Genomic DNA, 25,253 nt, shown 5'->3' with positions numbered 1-25,253 from the left:
TTTTTGGCCGCTATCGCTTATTTGGAAAGCGACAGCAGCTATTGATATCGAAGCAATCAGCACATTCCGATCAGTGCATCCACCTGAGCGGGCCGGTCACGATCTGCGGGAACAGCACCAGCAGCACGGCCAGCAGCACATAGGCCATCAGGAAGGGGTTGGTGCCCTTGATCACCGTCTCCATGCGCAGCCGGCCCACGCCGGCCACCACGTTCTGCACCGTACCCACGGGCGGCGTGATCAGGCCGATGCAGCCCACATAGATGAACATGAAGCCGAAGTACACGGGGTCGATGCCGGCCTTGGCGGCCAGCGGCGCGCACACGGGGCCGAAGATCAGGATCGTCGGCGTCAGGTCCATGGCCGTGCCCACGACGAGCAGGAACAGCATCATCAGCGCCATGAAGGCCGTGGGGTGGCCGAGCACGCCGGAGAAGGTGTCGGCCAGCATGTTGGGCAGGTCGGCCAGCGTGATCATGTAGGCCGTCACCGTGGCGGCGCCGCACAGGAACATGACCACGGCCGTGGTCTTGGCCGCGGCCAGGAACACTTCGTAGAGCCGGGACCAGCTCATCTCGCGGTAGACCACCATGGAGACGAACAACGCATAGACGGCCGCCACCACGGCAGCCTCGGTGGGCGTGAACACGCCGCCCTTGAGGCCGCCCAGGATGATGACCGGCATCATCATGGCCCAGAAGCTCTTGGCCAGCGCCTTGATGCGCTCGCCCCAGCTCACGCGCCGGCCCTGGGACAGCTGGTACTTGCGCGCAATCCACCACCAGGCAAACACCAGGAAGGCGCCCATGATGAGGCCGGGCACCACGCCCGACAGGAACAGCTTGCTGATCGAGGTGTTGGTCGTCACGCCGTAGATCACGAACGGCATGGAAGGCGGAATGATGGGCGCGATGATGCCGCCCGAAGCCAGCAGGCCCGCGCCGTAGCTGTCTGGATACTTGTGGTCGCGCATCATGGGCAGCAGGATGGTGGCCAGCGCCGCGGTATCGGCAATGGCCGAGCCGCTCATGGAGGCCAGCAGCACGGCCGCGCCGATGGCCACATAGCCCAGGCCGCCGCGGATATGGCCGACGAAGGCGCTGGCCAGATCGATGATGCGGCGCGACAGGCCGCCCGCGTTCATCAGCTCCCCGGCCAGGATGAAGAACGGCACGGCCAGCAGCGGGAAATTGTCGAAGCCGGCCTGCAGGTTCTGCGCCAGCAGTTGCGAATCGAAGAAGTCCAGGTGCCACATCAGCGCCACGCCGGTGAGCACCAGCGCCTGGGCGATCGGCATGCCGATCACCATGCCGCCGATCAGAACGAACAGAAAAATAAAGGTCACGACCATGGTGCGTTGCCCCTCTCCAATGCCTTATTCGATATCCAGAGCGCCTGCATCGCGCTCCACCGGCGTGCCGCGGCGCATGTCGCGCGCGGCCACCAACAACAGCCCCACGGCGAGCACCAGCGTGGCCGCCGCGCCCAGGGCCAGCGGGTAGCCGAGCACCGTGCTGAAGCTGGACAGGCCCGCCTGGACCTGGGCCCAGGAGCCCCACAGCAGCAACACCATGCAGGCCACGACCAGCAGTTGCGACAGCCAGAACAACACCTTGCGGCCCACCGGTCCCACGCGCGAGGTCACGAGGTCGAAGCCCAGGTGGCTGCCCTCGAAGGCCGCGACGATGGCGCCGATGGCCACCAGCCAGACGAACAGCAGGCGCGAGATTTCCTCGTACGAGACGATGCTGGTGTTGAACGCATAGCGCAGCACCACATTGATGAAAACGGCCACCACCATGCCGGCCAGGGCCAGAACCATCAGCGCCTCGGCCAGCCGCTGCAGGCGTGGCTTGGGAGCAGCGGGAGTTTTTTCCGGACTCATTTGTTGAACCTCCTGATGCTCAGGGTTGGGAAGAAGAAAGAGAGGCCGCCGCTGCGCGCGGGGGCACGGCCAGCCAGGCGTTGACGCGGCCCACGATGGCCGCCAGCGGCAGCGTGGCGTCCACGCCCAGCACGCAGGACTCGCCGTCGGGGCGCTCCAGCGTGGCGAACTGGTTGGCCACCAGCTCCGGCGAGAAGAAATGGCCGGCGCGCTCCTGCACGCGCTGCAGCGCCGTGTCGTAGTCGAGATCGAGAAACACAAATCCCACGGCGCCCTGCCCGGAGCCGGCGCGCAGCTGGTCGCGGTACTTGCGCTTGAGCGCCGAGCAGGTCAGCACCACGCCTTGGGCAGGCCCGGCCGTTGCGGCCTCCGCCAGCAACCGGGCCAGGCGCGCCAGCCAGTCGGCGCGGTCTTCGTCGGTCAGCGGCACACCGGCGCGCATCTTGGCGATGCTGGCTTCGGAGTGGTAGGCATCGCCTTCATGCAAAGCCCAGCCCAGCGAGGCCGCAAGCTGCTGGGCCACGCTGGATTTGCCGCAGCCCGATACGCCCATGACGATCAGCGTGCGTGGCGGCGTTGTTTGGTTAGCGCTATCCATAACCTTGAAAAAAGAGGCAGCGAGCACGCTGCGTGCTGCTACCTGGTTGAAAACGGAGCCCATGCGCCTGGCATCATGGGCCGGCGACTGCTGCAGTGCTTCTTTGTGGGAGACCCATGTCTCCCAAAAAGTGGCACCAGCGGGCTTTGCGTGGCTGCCTGGGGGGTTACCCTCCCACAACATTCACAAAGCTGTGGCAATCGCTTGGTTAGCGCTATCATAACTGCGCTTCCCACCTTCCAAAGACTAGGACAATCCCTTGGACAGCAGCACACCTCCACCCTCCTCGCCACGTCCCGGTGCCCGTGGCCGCTCGCCCCGTGCCAGCGGCCGCGTCACGCTCAGCGATGTGGCACAGGCCGTGGGCGTGAGCGCCATGACGGTCTCGCGCGCGCTGCGCGGCGAGCGGCGCGTGGATCCGCAGCTAGTGGAGAAGATCCAGGCCGCCGCCCAGCGCATGGGCTATGTGCCCGACCCCGCGGCCCGCGCGCTGGCCTCGCAGAAAAGCACCCAGGTGCTGGTGCTGGTGCCGCTGCTGTCCAACACCTTGTTCGTGGACCTCATCGAGTCCATCCACAAGGTGCTGTTCGCGGCCGGCTACCATGCGCTGATCGGCGTGACCCATTACGACCGCGCAGAGGAGGAGCAGCTGCTGCGCACCTATCTGCCGCTGCGTCCGGCGGGCCTGCTGCTCACGGGCTTCGACCACAGCCCTGCGGCGCGCAAACTGCTGGCCGACAGCAAGATCCCCTGTGTGCACATGATGGAGCTCAGCGCCGCAGACGAGCCTGCCCCGGGGACGGCCCAGACGCCCTGCGTGGGCTTTTCGCAGGCCGAGGCCGGCGCCGCCATCACGCGCCACCTGCTCGAGCGCGGACGCCGGCGCATCGCCTTCTGCGCGGGCCAGCTTGATGCGCGCGTGATGCAGCGCGCGGCCGGCTGGCGCGCCATGCTGGAGCAGCAAGGCCTGTACGACCCGGCGCTGGAGCTGCTGTGGCCCCAGCCGACCTCGATGGCGCTGGGCGCCGAGCTGCTGACCCAGGCGCTGCAGCGCGACCCGGCCATCGACGCCCTCTTCTTCTGCAACGACGACATCGCCCAGGGCGCGCTGCTCGAGGCGCTGCGCCGCGGCATTCCCGTGCCCGAGCGCCTGGCCATCACGGGCTTCAACGACCTGCCCGGCAGCGACCAGATGCTGCCGCCGCTGACCACGGTGCGCACGCCGCGCGGCGCCATCGGCGCCGAATCCGCACGGATGCTGCTGCAGTTGATGCGCGGCGAAACCGTGGCCACGCCGCGGCTGGATCTGGGCTACGAACTCGTGGTGCGGCACAGCAGCTAGACGCTTCTGCCATAGCTGGAAGCCATGGCGGCAGCAAACCCCACACGTCCCTACAGCAGAATCTGGCGCCCGGGAAAGGCCTTGCCCCAGATCCGCAGCTCATAGCTGCGCGCGCCGTGGATGAAATACGGGTCCTGCCCGATCAGCTCCACGGCCCGCTCGCGGCCCGCCACTTCAAAAATCCAGAGCCCGCCCATGTAGTCGCCTTCCGGCTGCAGGCGGCAGCCGCCGGCCAGCACGATTTCATCGCGGTAGCGGTCCAGAAACGCCAGATGCTCGTCCTGGAGCCGCGCACGCACCTCCAGCATCTTCGGCGTGTCGGTAAAGATGGCGATCCAGCGCATGGACGGCTTCTTCTCGTCAGCCCAAGGCCACGAATTCGCCCACCAGGCGGCCGGCCGGCGTACCGTGCTCATCGCTCAGCAGCGATGCCACGGCAATGCGCGCTTTGCCCTTGCGGGCCAGCATGCGGATGAACTGGGGCCATTGCTGCGGCTCCACCAAGGCCGAGCGGGCCTGGAAGGCTCCGGCAATCGGCTGCTCGTATTCCATGGTGTTGCGCTGTATCACTAGACGGCTGTCCAGCCCCTCGGCCCTGAGCCGCTGGTGCAGCAGGGACCAGGCCGCGAGTATGGCCAGCGCCGAGGCGCTGCCGCCGAAGACCGTGTCCCGGTGGTTGATGTTGGGCGCAAGCGGCGCACGCAGCAATACACCGTCAGGTTCCGTAGACACCACCTCCACCGCCATGGCCCGAGACAGCGGAATGTGATCGTGCAGATAGCGTTCGAGCGCGCCTGCGGTCAGTGCAGCCATGCCGGCCTCCTTCAGCCCAGCGCCGCGATCACCTCGGCCGGCGCCTGCACCAGCTCGATCAGCACGCCCTCGCCCGCGATGGGGAATTCGTCGTTGCTCCTGGGGTGCAGAAAGCAGATGTCATAGCCGGCCGCGCCCTTGCGGATGCCTCCCGGCGCAAAGCGCACGCCCCGGGCGGTGAGCCATTCGACGGCCCTGGGCAGGTCGTCGATCCACAGGCCGATATGGTTGAGCGGCGTGGCGTGGACGGCCGGCTTCTTGTCCATGTCCAGGGGCTGCATGATGTCCACCTCCACCTTGTGGGCGCCCGTGCCCATGGCAAGAATGTCCTCGTCCACGTTCTCGCGCTCGCTCTGGAAGGTGCCGGTCTGCGTGAGGCCCAGCATGTCCACCCACAGGCGCTTCATGCGCTGCTTGTCGGTGCCGCCGATGGCGACCTGCTGGATGCCCAGCACCTTGAAAGGACGGTTGTTCATGGATGTCTCCTGATGGTTATCTGGTTTCGATAGCTGCCGGCGCACTGCTGCCGGGCGCTGCAGCCAGTTTTGAGCGGATTTTCATACCTCGCCCAGCGCCCAGCTGCTGGCCATGGCGAAGTATTCGCGCAGCCAGGCATTGAAGCGCATGGTCGGCGGCGTGGGCGCGGCCACGGGATGGGCATCGCCCAGTCCTTGGCGCCTGGCCATGGCCATCACGCGCATCAGATGGAAGTCGCTGCTGACGATGGCCATGGGTGCATCGGCGCCCACGCCGCGCTCGGCCAGCAGCGGCCGGCTCAGCCGGAGGTTGAGCTCGGTGCTGGTGCTGTGCTTTTCGAGCACCAGGCGCCCGGGTTCGATGCCGTGGCGCTGCTGCAGGTAGCGGGCCATGATTTCTGCCTCCGACTCCTTCTCGCCCCAGTCGACGCCGCCGCAGACCGCAATCAGCGCTTGCGGCTGCAGCCTGGCCAGCGCCGCGGCCGTATCCAGCCGCGCGGCCAGCGGCGGGCGCGGCCCTCCGTCGAGCGTGGCGCTGCCCAGCACCACGATGGCCTGCACGGGCGGCACCTGGGCCGGCGCCAGGCCCATGCCCAGCAGGCGGCTCCAGAAAAACAGCAGGCTGGCCAGCCACAGCGCAAACAGCGCCCATCCCGCCGCCCAGAGCCGCGCATGGCCGGGGCTTGCATGGCGCCAGCGTTGCAGGGCCGCCCATTTGCAGGCAATGAGCAGGCCGGCCGTTCCCAGCACGGCCGGGACGATGACGCCCAGGTTGAAATGCCCCTTGGCCATGAGCACCAGCGCGTCGAGCAGCAGCACGGCGCCCGCCGCGGCCAGCACGCAGCGGGCGAGCCGCTCGCGCCGCGTGGCCTGTGCCGGAAAGAAGGAAAAACCGGATGCTTTCAAAGAAATAGCAGCTTGCGCAGATGGGGCAAGCTCTGGAAGGTGGTTGGAGCCTTGATTGTGCCTCGGGGCATGGCCGCCCTGGCCGCAGCCGGCGCCGCCATGCCCGCAGCCATCATTCGAATTCGAGAATGATGTCGTCCACGGCCAGCGAGTCGCCCTTGGCCGCCGTGATCTTGCTGACCACGCCGTCCTGGGAGGCGAAGAGGATGTTCTCCATCTTCATGGCCTCGATGACGGCCAGCTTTTCGCCCGCCTGCACCTTCTGGCCCGGCTGCACGGCCACGTCGACCAGCAGGCCGGGCATGGGCGAGAGCAGGAACTTGGACAGGTCCGGCGGCGCCTTGTACGGCATGAGCTGGTACAGCTGGGCGCCGCGCGGCGAAAGCACCAGTGCCTCGATCTGCGTGCCGTTGTGGATCACGCGCAGGGCCAGCGGGTTCCTGGCCGTGCCGCGCTCGACCTGGGCCGTGAAGGCCTTGCCGTTGCAGGTCCCCTGCACGCACAGCGCGCGCATCGGCGTCTCGCTCTTGAATGCATAGCTCTTGCCGTTGACGGCCACGGTGCTGGCGCGGCTTTCCCTGGCGAAGTCCGACACATGCACGTCGTGGTACTGGTGCTTGCCTTCGGCGCCCAGAACGACCACGCAGTAGTCGGCTGAGACCTTGAGCTCGTGCCCCTGCATCTGGCCGCTGATGGTGGCGGCACGGCCGCGGTAGCGGCGGTTCATGTGGGCCGCCAGCGCGACCAGGAAGTCGGGGTCGCCATGGGGGACGTCCTCGGCATGGAAGCCGTGGCCGTAGTGCTCGGCGATGAAGCCGGTGTTGAAGTCGCCCGAGCGGAACTTGGGGTGAGCCAGCAGCGCGGCCTGGAACGGGATGTTGGAGCTGATGCCGCGGATCACGAAGGCGTTGAGCGCCTCGCGCATCTTGGCGATGGCATCCATGCGGTCGCTGCCGTGCACGATGAGCTTGGCGATCATCGAGTCGTAGAACATCGGGATCTCGCCGCCCTCGTACACGCCGGTGTCCACGCGCACGCCGTGCAGATGCTCGGTATCGGCCTGCCACATGGTCTGCTCGGGCGGCTGAAAGCGCACCAGGCGGCCGGTGGACGGCAGAAAGTTGCGGAACGGGTCTTCGGCGTTGATGCGGCACTCGATGGCCCAGCCATCGCGTTTCACGTCCTCCTGCGCGATGGTCAGCTTCTTGCCGGCGGCCACGCGGATCATCTGCTCCACGAGGTCCAGGCCGGTGATGCACTCTGTCACCGGATGCTCCACCTGCAGGCGGGTGTTCATTTCGAGGAAGTAGAAGTCCTGGTCCTTGCCGACCACGAACTCCACCGTGCCCGCGCTCTGGTATTTCACGGCCTTGGCCAGGGCCACGGCCTGCTCGCCCATGGCCTTGCGGGTGGCATCGGAAATGAAGGGCGACGGCGCCTCCTCGATCACCTTCTGGTGGCGGCGCTGGATGGAGCACTCGCGCTCGTTCAGGTAGATCACATTGCCGTGGCTGTCGCCCAGGATCTGGATCTCGATGTGGCGCGGCTCCTGCACGAACTTCTCGATGAAGATGCGGTCGTCGCCAAAGCTGTTGCGCGCCTCGTTCTGGCAGCTGGCAAAGCCTTCGAAGGCTTCCTTGTCGTTGAAGGCCACGCGCAGGCCCTTGCCGCCGCCGCCGGCCGAGGCCTTGATCATCACGGGGTAGCCGATGCCCCTGGCGATCTCCACGGCCTGCTCGGGGCCGGAGATGGCGTCGTTGTAGCCTGGAATGGTGTTGACCCTGGCCTCATTGGCCAGCTTCTTGGAGGCAATCTTGTCGCCCATGGCGGCAATCGAATGGGCCTTGGGGCCGATGAAGGCGATGCCTTCGTCCTCGCAGCGCTTGGCAAAGGCCTCGTTCTCGCTCAGAAAGCCGTAGCCCGGGTGTACGGCCTGGGCGCCGGTCTGCTTGCAGGCGGCAATGATGCGCTCGGCCACCAGATAGGAGTCGCGGCTGGGTGCGGCGCCGATGTGCACGGCTTCGTCGGCCAGCTTCACATGGCGCGCATCCTTGTCGGCATCGGAATACACGGCCACGGTGGCGATGCCCATTTTGCGGGCGGTGGCGATCACGCGGCAGGCGATTTCGCCGCGGTTGGCGATGAGGATTTTTGTGAACATGGTGTAAGGAATAAAGAGCGCGTCAAGCCTTGGTGGAGGCGATCAGATCCAGCTCGACGCTGGCGTTCTTGGGCAACTGGAATACGCCGACGGACGTACGGGAGTGCTGTCCCGCTTCACCGAGCACATCCAATAGCACGGCGGAAGCGCCGTCCGACACTTCGCTTTGGAGCGTGAACGATTCGGTGCATTGCACGAAAACCGTGATGCGCAGAATGCGGCTCACCTGCTCCAGGCTGCCGAACTGGCGACGCAGCAGCGCCAGGGCGCGCATCGCACAGATCCTGGCGGCCAGTTGCGCCTGTTCCAGCGAAACATCGGCACCCACGCGGCCGGTGACGACGACGCTATCGCCTACGCGGGGCACCTGGCCGCTGACATAGGCCACCCCTGCATCCACGACCAAGGGCGTGTAGTTGCCGCCGATCTTGATTTCGCCATCGAATGAATAGCCCAGGCGCCGGGCCAATTCGTCAAAACGTTGATCTGCATTCATCGCGCACGCTCCTTCAGAGCGGAATGTTTCCGTGCTTGCGCCACGGATTCTCGAGCTGCTTGTTCTTGAGCATCTCCAGCGAGCGGCAGATGCGCTTGCGTGTCTCGTGCGGCTGGATCACGTCGTCGATGAAGCCGCGCGCGCCGGCCACGAAGGGATTGGCGAAGCGGGCCTTGTACTCGGCCTCGCGGGCGGCGAGCTTTTCGGGGTCGTTCTTGTCCTCGCGGAAGATGATCTCCACCGCGCCCTTGGCGCCCATCACGGCGATCTCGGCATAGGGCCAGGCCAGGTTCACGTCGCCGCGCAGATGCTTGGAGGCCATCACGTCATAGGCACCGCCGTAGGCCTTGCGCGTGATGACGGTGATCTTGGGGACCGTGGCCTCGGCGTAGGCGTAGAGCAGCTTGGCGCCGTGCTTGATGATGCCGCCGTATTCCTGGCTGGTGCCGGGCATGAAGCCGGGCACGTCCACGAAGGTGACCACGGGGATGTTGAAGGCATCGCAAAAGCGCACGAAGCGCGCGGCCTTGATGGAGCTCTTGATGTCCAGGCAGCCGGCCAGCACCAGGGGCTGGTTGGCCACGATGCCCACGGTCTGCCCGGCCATGCGGGCGAAGCCGATGAGGATGTTCTTGGCGTAGTCGGGCTGCAGTTCGAAGAAATCGCCGTCGTCCACGGTCTTGAGAATCAGCTCCTTCATGTCGTAGGGCTTGTTGGGATTCTCGGGCACCAGCGTGTCCAGCGAACGATCGGCACGGTCGGCCGGATCGGTGGTCTGGCGCACGGGGGCCTTTTCGCGGTTGTTGAGCGGCAGGTAGTTGTAGAGCCGGCGCAGCATCATCAGCGCCTCCACATCGTTGTCGAAGGCCATGTCGGCCACGCCGCTCTTGGTGGTGTGGGTGATGGCGCCGCCCAGTTCCTCAGCCGTGACTTCCTCGTGCGTGACGGTCTTCACCACCTCGGGGCCGGTCACGAACATGTAGGAGCTGTCCTTGACCATGAAGATGAAGTCCGTCATGGCCGGCGAGTACACGGCACCGCCGGCGCTGGGGCCCATGATCATGGAAATCTGCGGCACCACGCCCGAGGCCAGCACGTTCTTCTGGAACACGTCCGCATAGCCGCCCAGCGATGCCACGCCTTCCTGGATGCGCGCGCCGCCCGAGTCGTTCAGGCCGATCACCGGCGCACCCACCTTCATGGCCTGGTCCATGATCTTGCAGATCTTCTCGGCATGCGTTTCGGACAGCGCGCCGCCGAAAACCGTGAAGTCCTGGCTGAACACGAAGACCAGACGGCCGTTGATCATGCCGTAGCCCGTGACCACGCCGTCGCCGGGGATCTTCTGCTCGGCCATGCCGAAGTCGGTGCAGCGGTGCTCGACGAACATGTCCCATTCCTCGAACGTGCCGTCGTCCAGCAGCAGTTCGATGCGCTCGCGCGCCGTGAGCTTGCCCTTGCCGTGCTGCGCGTCGATGCGCTTTTGTCCCCCACCCAGCCTCGCGCGCTCGCGCTTGGCCTCCAGCTGCTTCAGGATGTCTTCTTGCATGCTCGTCCTCTGATGTGATCGGGTTGTCTTGTCTCTGATGCTACGTTTATATGAGCTGTCTACGCTTGCTGCGCATGGACTGCAAGCAGATTTCTTGCCGCGGTACTGGCCGCGATGCGGCCTGCGGCCACCTCGGCCTGCAGGCCGGGCAAAAGCGCCTTGACCTGCGGATGCTGGCGAAACGCCTGCTTGAGCCCGAAGTCGATGCGCTCCCACATCCAGGCCAGGGCCTGCTTCTCGCGGCGCAGCTGCAGGCGGCCGTTGGCCGTCTGCAGCTGCCTGAACTGGCCGACCGCGGCCCAGAAGCCTTCCACGCCCTGGCCCAGCAAGGCGCTGATCTGCAGCACGCGCGGCTGCCACAGCGCGCCGCCGGTGGCATGGTCGGGGTTGCCGTGCATGCCCAGGAGGCGCAGGCTCGAGGTGATCTGCGCCTGGGCCCGCGTGGCGGCGTTGGGGTCGATGTCGGCCTTGTTGATGACCACGAGGTCGGCCAGCTCCATCACGCCCTTCTTGATGGCCTGCAGGTCGTCGCCCGCGTTGGGCAGCTGCAGCACGCAGAACATGTCGGTCATGCCGTGCACGGCAATCTCGCTCTGGCCCACGCCCACGGTCTCGACAATGACCACGTCGTAGCCGGCGGCCTCGCAGACCAGCATGGCCTCCCGCGTCTTCTCGGCCACGCCGCCCAGCGTGCCGCTGGAGGGACTGGGGCGGATGTAGGCCTTCTCGTTGACCGAGAGTTGCTCCATGCGTGTCTTGTCGCCCAGGATGGAGCCGCCCGACACGGTGGACGAAGGATCGATGGCCAGCACGGCGACCTGGAGGCCCTGGGCGATCAGGTACAGGCCCAGCGCTTCGATGAAGGTGGACTTGCCCACGCCCGGCACGCCGCTGATGCCCAGGCGAAACGCCTTGCCCGTGTGCGGCAGCAGGGCCGTAAGCAGGCCGTCGGCCTGGTCACGGTGATCGGCGCGCGAGGATTCCAGCAGGGTGATGGCCTTAGCCATGGAGCGGCGCCGCACGGCAGGGCTGCCGTGCAGAATGCCGTCCTGCATTTGCTCGGGTGTCATTGCTCGCGAAGGCACTTACAGGCCGTTGGCCTTCTTGATCTGCTCCAGCACGTCCTTGGCGCTGGCCGGGATCGGCGTGCCGGGGCCATAGACGCCCTTGACGCCGGCGTTGTAGAGGAAGTCGTAGTCCTGCGCCGGGATCACGCCGCCGACGAAGACGATGATGTCGTCCGCGCCCTGCTTCTTCAGCTCCTCGATGATGGCCGGCACCAGCGTCTTGTGGCCGGCGGCCAGCGTGGACACACCCACGGCATGCACGTCGTTCTCGATGGCCTGGCGCGCGCATTCCTCGGGGGTCTGGAACAGCGGGCCCATGTCCACGTCGAAGCCCAAGTCGGCAAAGGCGGTGGCCACCACCTTGGCGCCGCGGTCGTGGCCGTCCTGGCCCAGCTTGGCGATCATCACGCGCGGGCGGCGGCCCAGCGTTTCGGATGCCGCATTGATCTCGGTCTTGAGCTTGTCCCAGCCTTCGGCCGAGTCGTAGGCGGCTGCGTACACACCGGTCACCTTTTGCGTATCGGCACGGTGGCGGCCAAAGGCCTTTTCCAGCGCGTCGGAGACTTCACCCACCGTGGCGCGCAGGCGCACGGCCTTGATGGACAGATCCAGCAGATTGCCTTCACCGGACTCTGCTGCACTTGTGAGAGCAGCCAGCGCTTGCTCCACCTTGGCTTGATCGCGTTTTTGCTTGATATTCTTGAGGCGGGCGATCTGGCTGTCGCGCACCTTGACATTGTCCACCTCGAGGATGTCGACCGGGTCTTCCTTGGCCAGCTTGTATTTGTTGACGCCGACGATGACTTCCTTGCCCGAGTCGATGCGCGCCTGCTTTTCGGCGGCCGCGGCCTCGATCTTGAGCTTGGCCCAGCCGCTGTCCACGGCCTGGGTCATGCCGCCCATGGCATCCACTTCCTCGATGATCTTCCAGGCGGCATCGGCCATGTCCTGGGTGAGCTTTTCCATCATGTAGCTGCCGGCCCAGGGGTCGATCACATTGGTGATGTGGGTCTCTTCCTGAATGATGAGCTGGGTGTTGCGCGCGATGCGGGCCGAGAATTCGGTGGGCAGCGCGATGGCTTCGTCGAGCGCGTTCGTGTGCAGGCTTTGCGTGCCGCCGAACACGGCTGCCATGGCCTCGATGGTGGTGCGCACCACGTTGTTGTACGGGTCCTGCTCCGTCAGGCTCCAGCCGCTGGTCTGGCTGTGCGTGCGCAGCATCAGGCTCTTGGGGCTCTTGGCGTTGAAGCCCTTCATGATGCGGCACCACAGCAGGCGCGCGGCCCGCATCTTGGCGATCTCGAGGTAGAAGTTCATGCCCACCGCCCAGAAGAACGACAGGCGGCCCGCGAAGGCATCCACATCCATGCCCTTGGCAATCGCGGTCTTCACATACTCCTTGCCGTCGGCCAGCGTGAACGCCAGTTCCAGCGCCTGGTTGGCGCCGGCTTCCTGCATATGGTAGCCCGAGATCGAGATCGAGTTGAACTTGGGCATGTTCCGGCTCGTGTACTCGATGATGTCGCCGATGATGCGCATCGATGGCTTGGGCGGGTAGATATAGGTGTTGCGCACCATGAACTCTTTCAGAATGTCGTTCTGAATCGTTCCAGACAGCTGGTCCTGCGCCACGCCCTGCTCCTCGGCCGCCACCACGTAGCCGGCCAGCACGGGCAGCACGGCGCCGTTCATGGTCATGGAGACGCTCACCTTGTCGAGCGGGATTTCGTTGAAGAGGATCTTCATGTCCTCCACCGAATCGATGGCCACGCCGGCCTTGCCCACGTCGCCCGTCACCCGGGGATGGTCCGAGTCATAGCCGCGGTGCGTGGCCAGGTCGAAGGCGACCGAGACGCCCTGCCCGCCGGCGGCCAGCGCCTTGCGGTAGAAGGCGTTGGACTCCTCCGCGGTCGAGAAACCCGCGTACTGGCGGATCGTCCAGGGCCGGCCTGCATACATGGTGGCCTGGGGGCCACGGATATAGGGCTCGAACCCCGGCAGCGTGTTGGTATAGGGCAGGCCTGCCAGATCCTCGGCCGTGTACAGCGGCTTGACGGTGATGCCATCCGGCGTTTCCCAGTTCAGCGCGTCCAGATCCCCCCCGGGGGCCGCCTTGGCGGCGGCCTTGGCCCAGGTCTTGAGGTCTGCCTGGGCGAAATCTTCCGTCTGGCCTGCTTTGCTTGAGGTGTCTTGGCTCATGTTGTCTCTCTGCTCTCTTGCTGTGCGCTACGCGTGTTTTCCGCGATATGTTACCTTGCCGCCGAGTGTACATTATTCATAATTATGAATTCAAAATATTTCGCACTTACAATCGCGACGAGATGACAAAAACGACTTTGACACCCCGTGCGCTATACGAGCAAGTGGCCGAACAGCTACGCCAACGCATCTTCCAGCATGAGCTGGAGCCTGGCGCATGGATCGACGAACTCAAGATTGCCGAGGAGTACGGAATCAGCCGCACGCCCCTGCGCGAGGCGCTCAAGGTTCTGGCCGCCGAAGGTCTGGTGACCATGAAGGTGCGGCGTGGCGCCTATGTGACCGAGGTGTCGCCCAAGGATATTGCCGACGTCTACCGCCTCCTGAGCCTGCTGGAGGCCGATGCCGCCGCCGTGGTTGCCGAAACTGCCACCGATGCGCAGCTGGCGGCGCTGCGCGGCACGCATGAGGAGCTGAGGCAGCACACGCACAATGCAGAGCGTTTTTTCGCGCTCAACGAACAGTTTCACATGCAGCTGCTGGATATTGCCGACAACCGCTGGCGCAACCAGTTGGTAGCCGACCTGCGCAAGGTCATGAAGCTCAACCGCCACAAATCGCTGTTCCGGCAGGGGCGCATCGAGGATTCACTGGCCGAGCATGAAGCCATCATGCAGGCCCTGCTCGCACGCAGTCCACAGGCCGCCGCCGAGGCGGTGCGCACCCATTTTCAAAATGGCCTGCTGGCCGCCACGTAACAAATAGCGCCATTCACACCACAGCAATTGTCATGAATCGTCACGTAAGACTGCTCTGACACATCCACGATAAATACCCGGTGATATTGTGGGAAGCTATGCCATGACCGGATGTGCAATGCATTCGGTCCCACAGGATATATCCCATGCCGCCCTCATTCTTCTGGAGCGAAGGCCCGAATATCGAACTGGTCCAAGGAAAATACGACCTTTGGCTGGTATTGCTGTCCTTGGGCGTCAGCTGTATTGCCTCCAACCAGGCCTTGCGCCTGGCTGCATTGGCACGCGAGGCCGTGACGCCCCAATTGCGTCTGGGAGCCATTGCCAGCGGCGGTTTGAGCCTGGGCACCGGAATATGGGCCATGCACTTCATCGGCATGCTCGCATATACGCCGCATGCCAGTATTCAATATGATTTGCGGCAGACCGTCATTTCCCTTCTTCCGGGACTGGCAGCCTCTTTCGTGGCGCTGATGCTGCTGGCCAAGTCCCGGTTGCGCAATATCGAGCTGATATTGGGGGGTGCGATTGTCGGCATCGGCATTGCGGCCATGCATTACAGCGGCATGTCCGCCATGCGCATGCATGCCACGATGCAATATGCCCCCGGACATTTCGTGCTTTCGCTGGCCGTCGGCATGGCACTGGCCATGCTGGCGCTCTGGATACGCTTTGGCCTCGCCGGCTCCCGCAGAAAGCTCACCCTTCATGGAAAAATCCTGGCCACTCTGGTCATGGGTGCCGCCATTGCCGGCATGCACTACACAGCCATGCTGGCTTTGCGCGTGCAGGAAATGCCGGGCGCCGAGCCCGAAGAGTCCCCCACGGAAAATCAGCTGCTTCTGGCGCTGCTGATTGCCTTGGTGAGCCTGATTGTCGGCGGCCTGATCGCGCAGACCAACGCGCACCTGCATTACCGCAGGCGCTGGCAGATCGAGGACATGAATGCCGCCCATTTGCGCGCCCTGGTGCAAATGGCTGCCGATGGCATCATCAGCATCGACACGCAAGGCAAGGTGCTCGACTACAACCCGGCCGCCGAACATATCCTGGGCTGGGCACCCGCGGAAGTGATTGGAAAAAATGTCGGCATGCTGCTGCCCGAGGCGCTTTCCGGCCAGCTTGCCGAATATCTGCAAAAGCACGAGCAGGCCCAGAACCGGGGCGCCGAGCCTTTGAGCAACAGGATCTCGGAGGTGCTCGGCCAGCACAAGAATGGCAGCCTGGTGCCCCTGCGCGTGGCGCTGAGCCAGGCTGATGCCCGGGGCCAGCGCATGTATGTGGGCATACTGACCGATCTGGGTCCCCAGAAAAGAATCGAACGCCAGCTGCGCATCGCCACCACCGTGTTCGAACACAGCTTCGAAGGCGTGGTGGTGCTCGACGCCAACCGGCGCGTGGTGGCCATCAACCCCGCCTATGAGCGTATGAGCGGCCTTTCGCTCAAAACCGCCAGGAACAAGGAGTTTTCGGCTTTCTATTTCGACGCAAGCGATGAAATGGAAGCCGGTACGGGCTTTCCCGAAGTCTGGTCCGAAATCGGCCGCAGCGGCCATTGGAAAGGCAGCTGGACGCTGCTCCACAGCGGTCGCAGCCACCAGCTTTCCCTCACGGCTGTGCGTGACGAACAGCAGCGCCTGCACCACTACATCGGCATCTGCTACGAAGACATACAGCAGCTGCAGCCGGCGATCCCAAGTTAGCTGCACTGGCTGCCCTCCTCGCCTTTGTACCTGGCAGACCAAGCCAACCGGCAGGACGAGGCCGAGCCGAACCTTTATTGTTTTCAGGTCCACGCTAGCGTGGACCTCGTTCTACTTGGCTTGTTTTGGCACTTCCTGTTTTTAGATGGCTTTATTTATTTCATGTAAGTTACATTAAAATCAATAAACCAAGCATCGATTGGTGACGCCTCGGTCATGCTCCCTCCAGGTGTTGAACGCAGGCTCAGGAGAGCGGCGGGCCAGCATCCGCCCTTTTCGACCGCAAGCAGCAGTTTGCCGGCCGATTTTCTTCGCCACGCACTGCCCGCCCCGCGCAAATCCTTGTCCATGAAAGTGTGTGCCGTTCTGGGCACAATAATTCCCTCTCCTGCAAGCCATGGCGCTCCGGTAAAAAGGTCCGCGCCGCGCAGCATCGCCGCATGAAGCGATCCCCTCAAGCGCTGCGGCAGGCGCCGAAACTGAATCCATGACAGACCCCGTTACCTCTACCTTGCCCTCCTCTCCCGAGTCCAGCATGTGGCGCATGTCGGTTGCGCCGATGATGGACTGGACGGACAAGCATTGCCGCTACCTGCATCGGCTGCTGAGCCGCCATGCCCTGCTCTATACCGAGATGGTGACCACGGGCGCCTTGCTGCATGGCGACGTGGCCCGCCATCTGCGCTTCGAGGTCGAGGAACACCCCGTGGCGCTGCAGCTGGGTGGCAGCGAGCCTGCCGACCTGGCCCATAGTGCGCGGCTGGGCGAACAATGGGGCTATGACGAGATCAATCTCAATTGCGGCTGTCCCAGCGAGCGCGTGCAGCGCGGCGCATTCGGCGCCTGCCTGATGAACGAGGCTGCGCTGGTGGCCGACTGCGTCAAGGCCATGGTCGACACCGTCTCCGTGCCCGTGACCGTCAAGCATCGCATCGGCATAGACAAGAACGAGAGCTACGAATTCATGCGCGATTTCGTCGGCACCGTGGCCGATGCCGGCTGCCAAGTCTTCATCGTGCATGCGCGCAATGCCTGGCTCAAGGGGCTGTCGCCCAAGGAAAACCGCGAGATCCCGCCGCTGCGCTACGAGGTCGTGGCGCAGCTGAAAAAGGAATTTCCGCATCTGACCATCGCCATCAACGGCGGAATCAAGATGGATGCCACGGTACAGCAGCAGTTAGAAGTGGTCGACGGCGTGATGATTGGCCGCGAGGCCTATCACAATCCCTGGTGGCTGGCCTCCTGGGATGCTCTCTACTACGGCGACGACAGCCGTCAGCGCACGCGCGAAAGCGTGGAGGAGCAGATGGTGCTCTATATGGAGCGCGAGGCCCGCGCGCATGGCACTCACTGGTATGCGATTGCGCGCCACATGCTGGGCCTGCGCAACGGTCTGCCGGGCGCGCGCCGCTGGCGCCAGGTCTGGAGCGACCACCGCCTCAAGCATCTGGCGCCGGCCGAAGTCATGAAACTGGCCCGCACCAAGCCCCAGCAGGCCAGCGAGCCGCTTTCATTTGCATAGCTAATGGCGCTTTACTGCAGCGGGCTTTCGTCACTTTTCCCATAAACCGTTGGCTGGAGCATAGGCGCTCTAGCACATCGGAAGCGGCGCCACCGGGCCGTCAGACCTAGGTTTCATCCTGAAAGGGCTTTTACTACTTCGCATGTCAAATGCTGCTGTTATATTGCACTGCAACATAACGAAATTGCCTTTTCCATGCTCTATCAGCTCTATGAAATGCAACGCGCCATGGTCGAGCCTTTTGCCGACTTCGCGCTGGCTGCCTCGAAGCTCTACAGCACCCCGCACTCCGCATTGAGCCAGGTTCCCATGGCCCAGCGCCTGGCTGCGGGCTTCAATCTGGTCTACCGGCTCGGCAAGGACTACGAGAAGCCCGAATTCAATCTGCACAGCGTCGACGTCGACGGCGTGGACGTGACCATCCGCGAACGGGTGGAAATCGACAAGCCGTTCTGCGAGCTGCGCCGCTTCAAGCGCTTCTCCGACGACCCTGCCACGCTGCAGGCGATGCTGAGCCAGCCCGTGGTGCTGATCGTGGCGCCGCTGTCCGGCCACTACGCCACCCTGCTGCGCGACACGGTGCAAAGCATGCTCGGCGGCCACAAGGTCTATATCACCGACTGGAAGAATGCCCGCACCGTGCCGCTGTCCGAGGGCGAATTCCACCTGGACGACTATGTGAACTATGTGCAGGAGTTCATCCGCTACCTGCAGGAACGCTACGGCCAGTGCCATGTGGTCAGCGTCTGCCAGCCCACGGTGCCCGTGCTCGCGGCCGTCTCGCTCATGGCCAGCCGCGGCGAAACGCCGCCCCTGTCCATGACCATGATGGGCGGCCCCATCGACGCGCGCCGCTCGCCCACGGCCGTGAACAATCTGGCCGAGACGCGCAGCTACGAGTGGTTCGAGAACAATGTGATCTACGAGGTGCCGCCCAACTATCCGGGCGCCGGCCGCCGTGTCTACCCCGGCTTTTTGCAGTACTCGGGCTTCGTGGCCATGAACCCGGACCGTCACGCCAAGAGCCACTACGACTACTTCAAGGACCTGATCAAGGGTGACGACGCCAGCGCCGAGCACCACCGCAAGTTCTACGACGAGTACAACGCCGTGCTCGACATGGACGCCGACTACTATCTGGAAACCATTGCCACGGTGTTCCAGGAGTACAAGCTAGTCCATGGCACCTGGGACGTGCGCTCGCCCGAAGGCAAGATCGAGCGCGTGCGCCCGCAGGACATCCGCGGCGCGGCGCTGTTCACCATCGAAGGCGAGCTGGACGACATCTCGGGCGCAGGCCAGACCCGCGCAGCCCACGACCTGTGCACAGGCATCGATGCCGACCAGCGAAAGCATCTGGAAGTGCAAGGCGCCGGCCACTACGGCATTTTCAGCGGCCGACGCTGGCGCGAGGTGGTCTATCCCCAGGTACGCGACTTCATCCTCGCGCACCAGCCCGACAGCGCCACGGCAGCCAGCGCCGCCGGCCATGCACCCAGCGTGAGCGAGGATGCGGCCGATGCCGTTGCGCCTGCGGCCACGCACGCAGACAAAACAGCGGCCGCAAACGCCTTAGACTCTGCTACCTCGCATGCCGCGGCCCATGGCGCCCACCGCACGGCCAAGGGCCATCACCACGGCAATGCAGGCGCTCCGGAGACGGGGCGACATCCACGAAAGATCAAAACCTAGAAAAGGCTTGTCATGACCCCATCGATGTCCGCAGCCTCCACGCTTGAAGCACTGGCTGCGCGCATTGATGCAGTCCTGCCCCAGACCCAGTGCACGCGCTGCGGTTACCCCGACTGCGCCGCCTATGCCCGGGCCGTTGCCCAGGGCGAAGCAGCCATCAACCAATGCCCGCCGGGCGGCGCACAGGGCATTGCGCGCCTGGCCGCACTGACCGGCCGGCCCGTCCTGCCGCTGAGCGCCGAGCACGGCAGCGAGGCGCCGCGCACTCTGGCCGTGATCGACGAAGCCTGGTGCATCGGCTGCACGCTGTGCATCAAGGCCTGCCCCACGGATGCCATCCTGGGCGCCAACAAGCGCATGCACACCATCATCAGCGACCACTGCACGGGCTGCGAGCTGTGCATTCCCGTCTGCCCGGTGGACTGCATCCAGCTTGAAAACGCCAGCGGCGAAGCCACCGGCTGGGATGCCTGGAGCCAGGCCCAGGCCGACCATGCCCGGGCACGCTATGCCGCGCACCGCGCACGTGTGCAGCGCGGCAAGGCCTCTGCCGGCAGCACTGCGGCCAACGAGGCGGTGCCCGCACCGGCCGGCGCGGAACCTGCCGTCCTGCCCGCCGATGCGCCCGCGCAGGCGCAGGACACCTCGCGCAAGAAGGACACCATTGCGGCCATCCTCGCGCGCGCCCGCGCCCAGAGAGCACCGAACTGAGGCGGGAAGATTCGCCTCAGATCGACCTCCAGCGCTTTGCTGGCTTGCGCTGACAGCTCCTGTTGCAGGAGCACTTCCAGCCACTGCCGGCCTCAGGCCTGGGCCAGGCTTTTGTATACGCCGCAGCCCCAGTACAGGTCCCGGTGCTTGCAGACAAAGGACATCTTGGTCTGCACCTTCTGCGTGGACGGGTTCACATAGTCGTATTCCACCCAGCCCGGTCCTTTCTCGGCCTGGGCCACGATGTCGGCCACCAGACGCTCGCCGTCGATCCCCGGCACGTCCTGCACCCGTGTCCCCACCTTGGCCGCATTACCGCCGAAGGCCTTGTACTCGCCCTCACCGGACAGCGCGAACACATACATGTCGCGGTCATGGTAGGGCTGGCCCGGGTCTGTCACCGTGCTCAGCAGTGCGCCGGTGCTGTGCGCGCCGCGGGCCAGATGCATGGCCGCATGCACGAGCGCCACGGCCTCCTCGGCCGTGCCCTGCTGCAGGCGAAAGCGCGACACCGCGCCCGACAGCACCTGGGCCCTTTGCTCCAGCGCCTGCGCATGGTGCAGCGCATGGCTCACCATCTGGGCGTTGTGCTGGGTGATCTGGTCGATCTCGCGCACCGCGTTCGAGATTTCCACCAGCGCCGTGCCCTGGCTGCTGGTCGATTCGGACAGCTCGCCCATGTGCTGGGCCACGTCGCGTATGCCCTGGGTCACGCGCCCTATGCCCTCGCCGGCCGAGCGGATCAGGGTGGTGCTCTGGCTCACCTGCTGCACGGTCTCGCCGATGAGCTGGCGGATCTCCCGTGCGGCCTCGCCGGCGCGCTGGGCCAGATTGCGCACTTCGGCAGCCACCACGGCAAAGCCGCGTCCCTGCTCGCCGGCACGCGCGGCCTCCACCGCGGCATTGAGCGCCAAAATATTGGTCTGGAAGGCGATGCCGTCGATGACGCCAATGATTTCGCGCATGCGCTGGGCCTGGCGCTCGATGGCCTCCACCGAGGCCACGGCATGCTGCATGGCCTGCAGGCCCTCGTCGGCCGCCGAGCGCACCGTGCTGGCCTTGGCATGCGCCGCATGGGCGACTTCCGCGTTGTGCTGCACCGTGCCGCTGATCTGCTCCACGCTGACCACGGTCTGTGCCAGATTGCCGGCCTGCTGCTCGGTGCGAGCGGCCAGGGCCTCGTGCTCGCTCACCAGCTGCTGGCCCGCCTGGGCCACCAGTGCGGCATTGCTGCGCACATCGGCCACCATGGCCGACAGCGCATTCACCATTTCCGCCAGCAGCGCACCGGCCGCGTTCCCGTCCCCACGGCCCGCAATCCCTGCCAGCGCGGGGCCATGGCGCAGGTCGCCCTGCGCCACTTGGTGCATTGCCTGCTGCAGGCCCTGCCACTGCGCTTGGCTCTCACGGCTGCGCAAGCGCAGCCACAGCGCGGCAACCACGGCCCAGGCCGCAAACCAGGCCCATTTCCCGTTGGAGTACGGAACTTGTGTCAGACTTGGCGCCAGCAGAAACGGCAAAGGCCCGGCCAGCAGCCAGGCAAAGCCCAGATACCGGCCCCATGCCTGCCATGCCGCGCCGGCAAGTCCGGTCCGGCCATGCCCCGATGCTCCAACCTGCCCCCCGCTGACTTTCATTGCATCCTCTCCCGCTCGCATTCAGCCACTTGGCCCATCCACTGCCCGTGCAATTTCGCTGCAAACCGCCATCCGCCCCATGCGCCAGGTCAACACACCCTTCATCCGGAACGTTGGTAAAACCTCGCCGACAAGGTTTGCCCTGCGCAAATCGCTGGTTGACGATGGTGCGGCACAGCATACGTAACAATTTGCAATACAAAGCACCCGGCTAACCCTAAAGCAGCCACCGTTGTTTATGCGTAAACGGCATCAGCTCATAAAATACAACCATGAACCCCTTGCTCTCCCGCCTCCAGCCCTATCCTTTTGAACGTCTGCGCCAACTCTTCGCCGGCATCGAGCCGCCGGCCGGCCTGCGTCCCATCAGCCTGGGCATTGGCGAGCCGCGCCATGCCACGCCGGCGTTCATCGAAAAGGCGCTGAGCAGCGAGCTGCAGGGTCTGTCGGTCTACCCGGCCACCGCCGGCATGCCGGCGCTGCGCCAGGCCTGCGCGGCCTGGGCCGGCCAGCGCTACGGCATCGCGCTGGACGCCGCAACCCAGGTGCTGCCGGTCAACGGCTCGCGCGAGGCGCTGTTCGCCTTCACCCAGGTCGTGGTGGACGCCAGCCGCCCGGGCGCGCGCGTCATCTGCCCCAATCCCTTCTATCAGATCTACGAAGGCGCCACGCTGCTGGCTGGCGCCACGCCCTGGTACGCGGCCAGCGACCCGGCACGCAACTTCGCCGTCAACTGGGATGCCGTGCCCGAGGAAGTCTGGCGCGACACGCAGCTGACCTTCGTCTGCTCTCCGGGCAACCCCACAGGCGCCGTCATGCCGCTGTCCGAGTGGGAAAAGCTGTTCGCGCTGTCGGAACGCTACGGCTTCGTGATCGCCAGCGACGAGTGCTACAGCGAGATCTACTTCAACGACGAAGCGCCGCTGGGCGGCCTGGAAGCCGCCGCGCGCCTGGGCCGCACGGACTTCCGGAACCTGGTGATGTTCACCAGCCTCTCCAAGCGCAGCAATGTGCCCGGCCTGCGCAGCGGCTTCGTGGCCGGCGATGCCGAGCTGCTCAAGGCCTTTCTGCTCTACCGCACCTACCATGGCGGCGCCATGAGCCCCGTGGTGCAGACGGCCTCCATCGCCGCCTGGGGCGACGAGGCCCATGTGCAGGAGAACCGCCGCCTGTACCGCGAGAAATTCGCTCAGGTCACGCCCGTGCTGGCCGAGGTCATGGACGTGAAGCTGCCCGATGCCAGCTTCTACCTCTGGGCCGGCATTCCTGCGGAACTGGGCATGGATGATGCACAATTCGCCAAAGAGCTGTATAAAACAACAGGCGTCACCGTTTTGCCCGGCAGCTATCTGGCGCGCGAGGCCCAGGGATCGAACCCCGGTGCCAACCGCGTGCGCATGGCCCTGGTGGCCGAAACCGCCGAATGCCAGGAAGCCGCGCAGCGCATCGCCGCCTTCATCGCTGCCCGCCGCTGACCCGGCCTGCCTTCACTTTTTCCCCAACCTCTGGTTTATCGACCCGAACCTTCAAACCACCATGACGCAACAACTGCAATCCATCATCGAAAACGCCTGGGACAACCGTGCCTCTCTCTCGCCCTCTGCTGCCCCCAAGGAAGTGGTGGATGCCGTGGAGCATGCGATCGCCGAGCTGGACGCCGGCCGCCTGCGCGTGGCCACCCGCGAGGGCGTGGGCCAGTGGACCGTGCACCAGTGGCTCAAGAAGGCCGTGCTGCTGTCCTTCCGCCTCAAGGACAATGCCCTGATGCAAGGCGGCAGCCTGCAGTTCTTCGACAAGGTGCCCACCAAGTACCAGGGCCTGAGCGAAGCGCAGATCGCCGCCACCGGCGTGCGCGTGGTGCCTCCGGCCGTGGCCCGCCGCGGCAGCTTCATCGCCAAGGGCGCGATCCTGATGCCCTCCTATGTGAACATCGGCGCCTACGTGGACGAAGGCACCATGGTCGACACCTGGGCCACCGTGGGCTCCTGCGCCCAGGTGGGCAAGAACGTGCACCTGTCGGGCGGCGTGGGCCTGGGCGGCGTGCTCGAGCCCCTGCAGGCCAATCCCACCATCATCGAGGACAACTGCTTCATCGGCGCCCGCTCCGAAGTCGTGGAAGGCGTGATCGTGGAAGAGAACTCCGTGATCTCCATGGGCGTGTACATCGGCCAGTCCACCCCCATCTTCAACCGCGAGACCGGCGAAACCACCTTCGGCCGCGTGCCTGCCGGCTCCGTCGTGGTGTCGGGCAACCTGCCCAAGAAGACCAAGGATGGCAAGGAATACTCCATGTACGCCGCCATCATCGTCAAGACCGTGGACGCCAAGACCCGCTCCACCACCAGCCTGAACGACCTGCTGCGCGACTGAACACGGCAAGTGTTCTGAGAGCGCCGGTGCGCTCCCAGCCCCGGGCCTGCTGCTGAAAAGCGGCAGGCCTTTGTTTTGTCCGGACCGCAACCGGTGCATTTGCCTTGCCGATCCCGCCAAAGCGGTCCGGCGGCGGGGTATAAAGGCGGCCAAACACAGACGAGTCGTCAAACAGTCAACCGGAGGGAGCGATGAGCACCATGGAGAAAATCCTGCGCCTGATGTCCGACAAACGGGCTTCGGACGTCTATCTTTCGGCCCGCGCGCCGGCGCTGATCAAGATCAACGGCGAGTGCGTGCCCATCAATAACCAGTCCCTGCCGCCCGAGGCGCCGCTGGCCCTGCTGGCCGAGGTCGTCGCCCCCGAGGCGATAGCGCAGCTGCAGTCCACGGGCGAACTCAACATCGCAGTCTCCCAGCCGGGCGTGGGGCGCTTCCGTATCAGCGCCATGCGCCAGCGCGGCACCTATGCCGTGGTGGTGCGCTTCATCTCCCAGAAGATTCCCTCGCGCGAATCGCTGAACCTGCCGCCGGTGCTCAGCGAACTCATCATGCAAAAGCGCGGCCTGGTGCTGGTCGTGGGCGCCACGGGCTCGGGCAAGAGCACCACGCTGGCATCGATGATCGAAGAGCGCAACGAAAAGCTCTCGGGCCACATCCTGACCGTCGAGGACCCGATCGAATACCAGTTCCGCAGCAAGCGCTCCATCATCAACCAGCGCGAGGTGGGCACCGATACCGAATCCCTGCAGGTCGCGCTCAAGAATGCGCTGCGCCAGGCGCCCGACGTGATCCTGATCGGCGAGATCCGCGACCGCGACACCATGTCGGCCGCCATGGGCTATGCGCAGTCCGGCCACCTGTGCCTGGCCACGCTGCACGCCAACAACAGCTACCACGCGCTCAACCGCATCCTGTCCTTCTATCCCGAGGAAATCCGCCCGACCATGCTGGGCGAGCTGGCCTCGGCGCTCAGGGCGGTGATCTCCCAGCGGCTGGTGCGCACGGTCGCCAAAAGCCGGGTCCCGGCCGTGGAAGTCATGCTCAACACCAAGCTGATCTCGGACCTGATCCAGCGCGGCGACTTCACCGGCGTGAAGGAAGCCATGGAAAAATCCATGGCCGAAGGCTCTCAGACCTTCGAGCAGGCCCTGGCCAGGCTGGTGGGTGATGGCACAATCACACGCGACGAAGCGCTGGCCAATGCCGATTCGCCGACCAATCTGATGTGGCGCATGGACAATGACCTTGCGCGCGTGGCCCAGGCCGCGGCCCAGGCAACCGAGGCGACACATCCCGACGACGACGATATGCCATCATTCACGGAAATCACTTTGGACGTAAAACCGCTCTGACGCGGCCCGCCGT

The 25,253-nt window shown here is 65.0% G+C and carries 23 protein-coding genes; 9 read left to right on the top strand and 14 right to left on the bottom strand.

Annotation, left to right across the window (positions count from 1 at the left end):
- Positions 1-70: 70 nt before the first annotated feature.
- Genes V8Z74_RS03930 through V8Z74_RS03920 form a run of 3 tightly spaced genes read right to left on the bottom strand, consistent with a single transcriptional unit; the run spans position 71 to position 2,483 of the window.
- Positions 71-1,351: a TRAP transporter large permease gene (locus V8Z74_RS03930; protein WP_066483729.1), complete on the bottom strand. Its 1,281-nt coding sequence runs from the start codon at positions 1,349-1,351 to the stop codon at positions 71-73.
- Positions 1,352-1,375: 24 nt separating this feature from the next.
- Complete coding sequence (locus V8Z74_RS03925; protein ID WP_349708066.1) at positions 1,376-1,885, bottom strand: TRAP transporter small permease; 510 nt, start codon at positions 1,883-1,885, stop codon at positions 1,376-1,378.
- 19 nt (positions 1,886-1,904) lie between these two features.
- The gene (locus V8Z74_RS03920) at positions 1,905-2,483 is read right to left on the bottom strand and encodes a gluconokinase (RefSeq protein WP_349708065.1); all 579 of its coding nucleotides are present in this window, start codon (positions 2,481-2,483) and stop codon (positions 1,905-1,907) included.
- A gap of 259 nt (positions 2,484-2,742) precedes the next feature.
- Between V8Z74_RS03920 and gntR the strand changes: the two genes are divergently transcribed.
- A complete protein-coding gene (gene gntR / locus V8Z74_RS03915) occupies positions 2,743-3,825 on the top strand; it encodes an HTH-type transcriptional regulator GntR (RefSeq protein WP_066483733.1) in 1,083 nt (360 codons plus the stop codon).
- Positions 3,826-3,875: 50 nt separating this feature from the next.
- On the opposite strand, the gene V8Z74_RS03910 is transcribed toward gntR, so the two are convergent.
- From V8Z74_RS03910 to scpA, 9 genes are all read right to left on the bottom strand, one after another.
- A complete protein-coding gene (locus tag V8Z74_RS03910; protein WP_066483739.1) occupies positions 3,876-4,169 on the bottom strand; it encodes a YciI family protein in 294 nt (97 codons plus the stop codon).
- A gap of 16 nt (positions 4,170-4,185) precedes the next feature.
- Positions 4,186-4,638: a YiiD C-terminal domain-containing protein gene (locus V8Z74_RS03905; RefSeq protein WP_349708063.1), complete on the bottom strand. Its 453-nt coding sequence runs from the start codon at positions 4,636-4,638 to the stop codon at positions 4,186-4,188.
- Between the two features lie 11 nt (positions 4,639-4,649).
- Positions 4,650-5,114 carry a VOC family protein gene (locus V8Z74_RS03900; RefSeq protein WP_349708062.1) on the bottom strand — a complete coding sequence of 155 codons (465 nt, stop codon included), beginning with the start codon at positions 5,112-5,114 and terminating at the stop codon, positions 4,650-4,652.
- 81 nt (positions 5,115-5,195) lie between these two features.
- The gene (locus V8Z74_RS03895) at positions 5,196-5,906 is read right to left on the bottom strand and encodes a YdcF family protein (RefSeq protein WP_349708171.1); all 711 of its coding nucleotides are present in this window, start codon (positions 5,904-5,906) and stop codon (positions 5,196-5,198) included.
- A 226-nt stretch (positions 5,907-6,132) separates the two neighbouring features.
- A complete protein-coding gene (locus tag V8Z74_RS03890) occupies positions 6,133-8,181 on the bottom strand; it encodes an acetyl-CoA carboxylase biotin carboxylase subunit (protein ID WP_349708061.1) in 2,049 nt (682 codons plus the stop codon).
- 22 nt (positions 8,182-8,203) lie between these two features.
- Complete coding sequence (locus V8Z74_RS03885; protein WP_349708060.1) at positions 8,204-8,677, bottom strand: RidA family protein; 474 nt, start codon at positions 8,675-8,677, stop codon at positions 8,204-8,206.
- Positions 8,678-8,690: 13 nt separating this feature from the next.
- On the bottom strand, positions 8,691-10,226 hold the full coding sequence (locus V8Z74_RS03880) for an acyl-CoA carboxylase subunit beta (RefSeq protein WP_066483751.1): 1,536 nt from the start codon (positions 10,224-10,226) through the stop codon (positions 8,691-8,693).
- A 59-nt stretch (positions 10,227-10,285) separates the two neighbouring features.
- Complete coding sequence (gene meaB / locus V8Z74_RS03875) at positions 10,286-11,296, bottom strand: methylmalonyl Co-A mutase-associated GTPase MeaB (RefSeq protein ID WP_349708059.1); 1,011 nt, start codon at positions 11,294-11,296, stop codon at positions 10,286-10,288.
- Between the two features lie 15 nt (positions 11,297-11,311).
- On the bottom strand, positions 11,312-13,492 hold the full coding sequence (gene scpA / locus V8Z74_RS03870; protein ID WP_349708058.1) for a methylmalonyl-CoA mutase: 2,181 nt from the start codon (positions 13,490-13,492) through the stop codon (positions 11,312-11,314).
- A 122-nt stretch (positions 13,493-13,614) separates the two neighbouring features.
- On the opposite strand from scpA, the gene V8Z74_RS03865 reads away from it, so the two are divergent.
- Together V8Z74_RS03865 and V8Z74_RS03860 are read left to right on the top strand one after the other, a co-directional pair.
- Positions 13,615-14,250 carry a GntR family transcriptional regulator gene (locus V8Z74_RS03865; protein WP_349708056.1) on the top strand — a complete coding sequence of 212 codons (636 nt, stop codon included), beginning with the start codon at positions 13,615-13,617 and terminating at the stop codon, positions 14,248-14,250.
- 146 nt (positions 14,251-14,396) lie between these two features.
- Positions 14,397-15,953, top strand: coding sequence for an MHYT domain-containing protein (locus tag V8Z74_RS03860; RefSeq protein ID WP_349708055.1), 1,557 nt, complete (start codon positions 14,397-14,399; stop codon positions 15,951-15,953).
- Positions 15,954-16,108: 155 nt separating this feature from the next.
- On the opposite strand, the gene V8Z74_RS03855 is transcribed toward V8Z74_RS03860, so the two are convergent.
- Positions 16,109-16,303, bottom strand: a complete 195-nt coding sequence (locus V8Z74_RS03855) for a hypothetical protein (protein ID WP_349708053.1) — start codon at positions 16,301-16,303, stop codon at positions 16,109-16,111.
- A gap of 137 nt (positions 16,304-16,440) precedes the next feature.
- Between V8Z74_RS03855 and dusA the strand changes: the two genes are divergently transcribed.
- The 3 genes from dusA to rsxB all read left to right on the top strand — a co-directional run bounded on the left by dusA (position 16,441) and on the right by rsxB (position 19,878).
- On the top strand, positions 16,441-17,475 hold the full coding sequence (gene dusA, locus V8Z74_RS03850) for a tRNA dihydrouridine(20/20a) synthase DusA (protein ID WP_349708052.1): 1,035 nt from the start codon (positions 16,441-16,443) through the stop codon (positions 17,473-17,475).
- 195 nt (positions 17,476-17,670) lie between these two features.
- Positions 17,671-19,167: a polyhydroxyalkanoate depolymerase gene (locus V8Z74_RS03845; protein ID WP_349708050.1), complete on the top strand. Its 1,497-nt coding sequence runs from the start codon at positions 17,671-17,673 to the stop codon at positions 19,165-19,167.
- 24 nt (positions 19,168-19,191) lie between these two features.
- Entirely contained in the window at positions 19,192-19,878 is a 687-nt protein-coding gene (gene rsxB, locus V8Z74_RS03840) for an electron transport complex subunit RsxB (RefSeq protein WP_349708170.1), read from the top strand.
- A 92-nt stretch (positions 19,879-19,970) separates the two neighbouring features.
- Here the strand turns inward: rsxB and V8Z74_RS03835 are convergent, their stop codons facing one another.
- Positions 19,971-21,515, bottom strand: coding sequence for a methyl-accepting chemotaxis protein (locus V8Z74_RS03835; protein WP_349708049.1), 1,545 nt, complete (start codon positions 21,513-21,515; stop codon positions 19,971-19,973).
- 272 nt (positions 21,516-21,787) lie between these two features.
- Between V8Z74_RS03835 and dapC the strand changes: the two genes are divergently transcribed.
- The 3 genes from dapC to V8Z74_RS03820 all read left to right on the top strand — a co-directional run bounded on the left by dapC (position 21,788) and on the right by V8Z74_RS03820 (position 25,240).
- Positions 21,788-22,990: a succinyldiaminopimelate transaminase gene (dapC, locus tag V8Z74_RS03830; RefSeq protein WP_349708048.1), complete on the top strand. Its 1,203-nt coding sequence runs from the start codon at positions 21,788-21,790 to the stop codon at positions 22,988-22,990.
- Positions 22,991-23,051: 61 nt separating this feature from the next.
- Entirely contained in the window at positions 23,052-23,885 is an 834-nt protein-coding gene (dapD, locus tag V8Z74_RS03825; protein WP_066481597.1) for a 2,3,4,5-tetrahydropyridine-2,6-dicarboxylate N-succinyltransferase, read from the top strand.
- Positions 23,886-24,076: 191 nt separating this feature from the next.
- Entirely contained in the window at positions 24,077-25,240 is a 1,164-nt protein-coding gene (locus V8Z74_RS03820; RefSeq protein ID WP_066481587.1) for a PilT/PilU family type 4a pilus ATPase, read from the top strand.
- Positions 25,241-25,253 lie beyond the last annotated feature (13 nt).

The sequence above is a fragment of the Comamonas sp. w2-DMI genome (assembly GCF_040187735.1).
GTDB lineage: Bacteria > Pseudomonadota > Gammaproteobacteria > Burkholderiales > Burkholderiaceae_C > Comamonas > Comamonas terrae.
The sequence above is the reverse complement of the archived record's forward strand: the minus strand, read 5'-3'. Positions and strand labels throughout refer to the sequence as shown.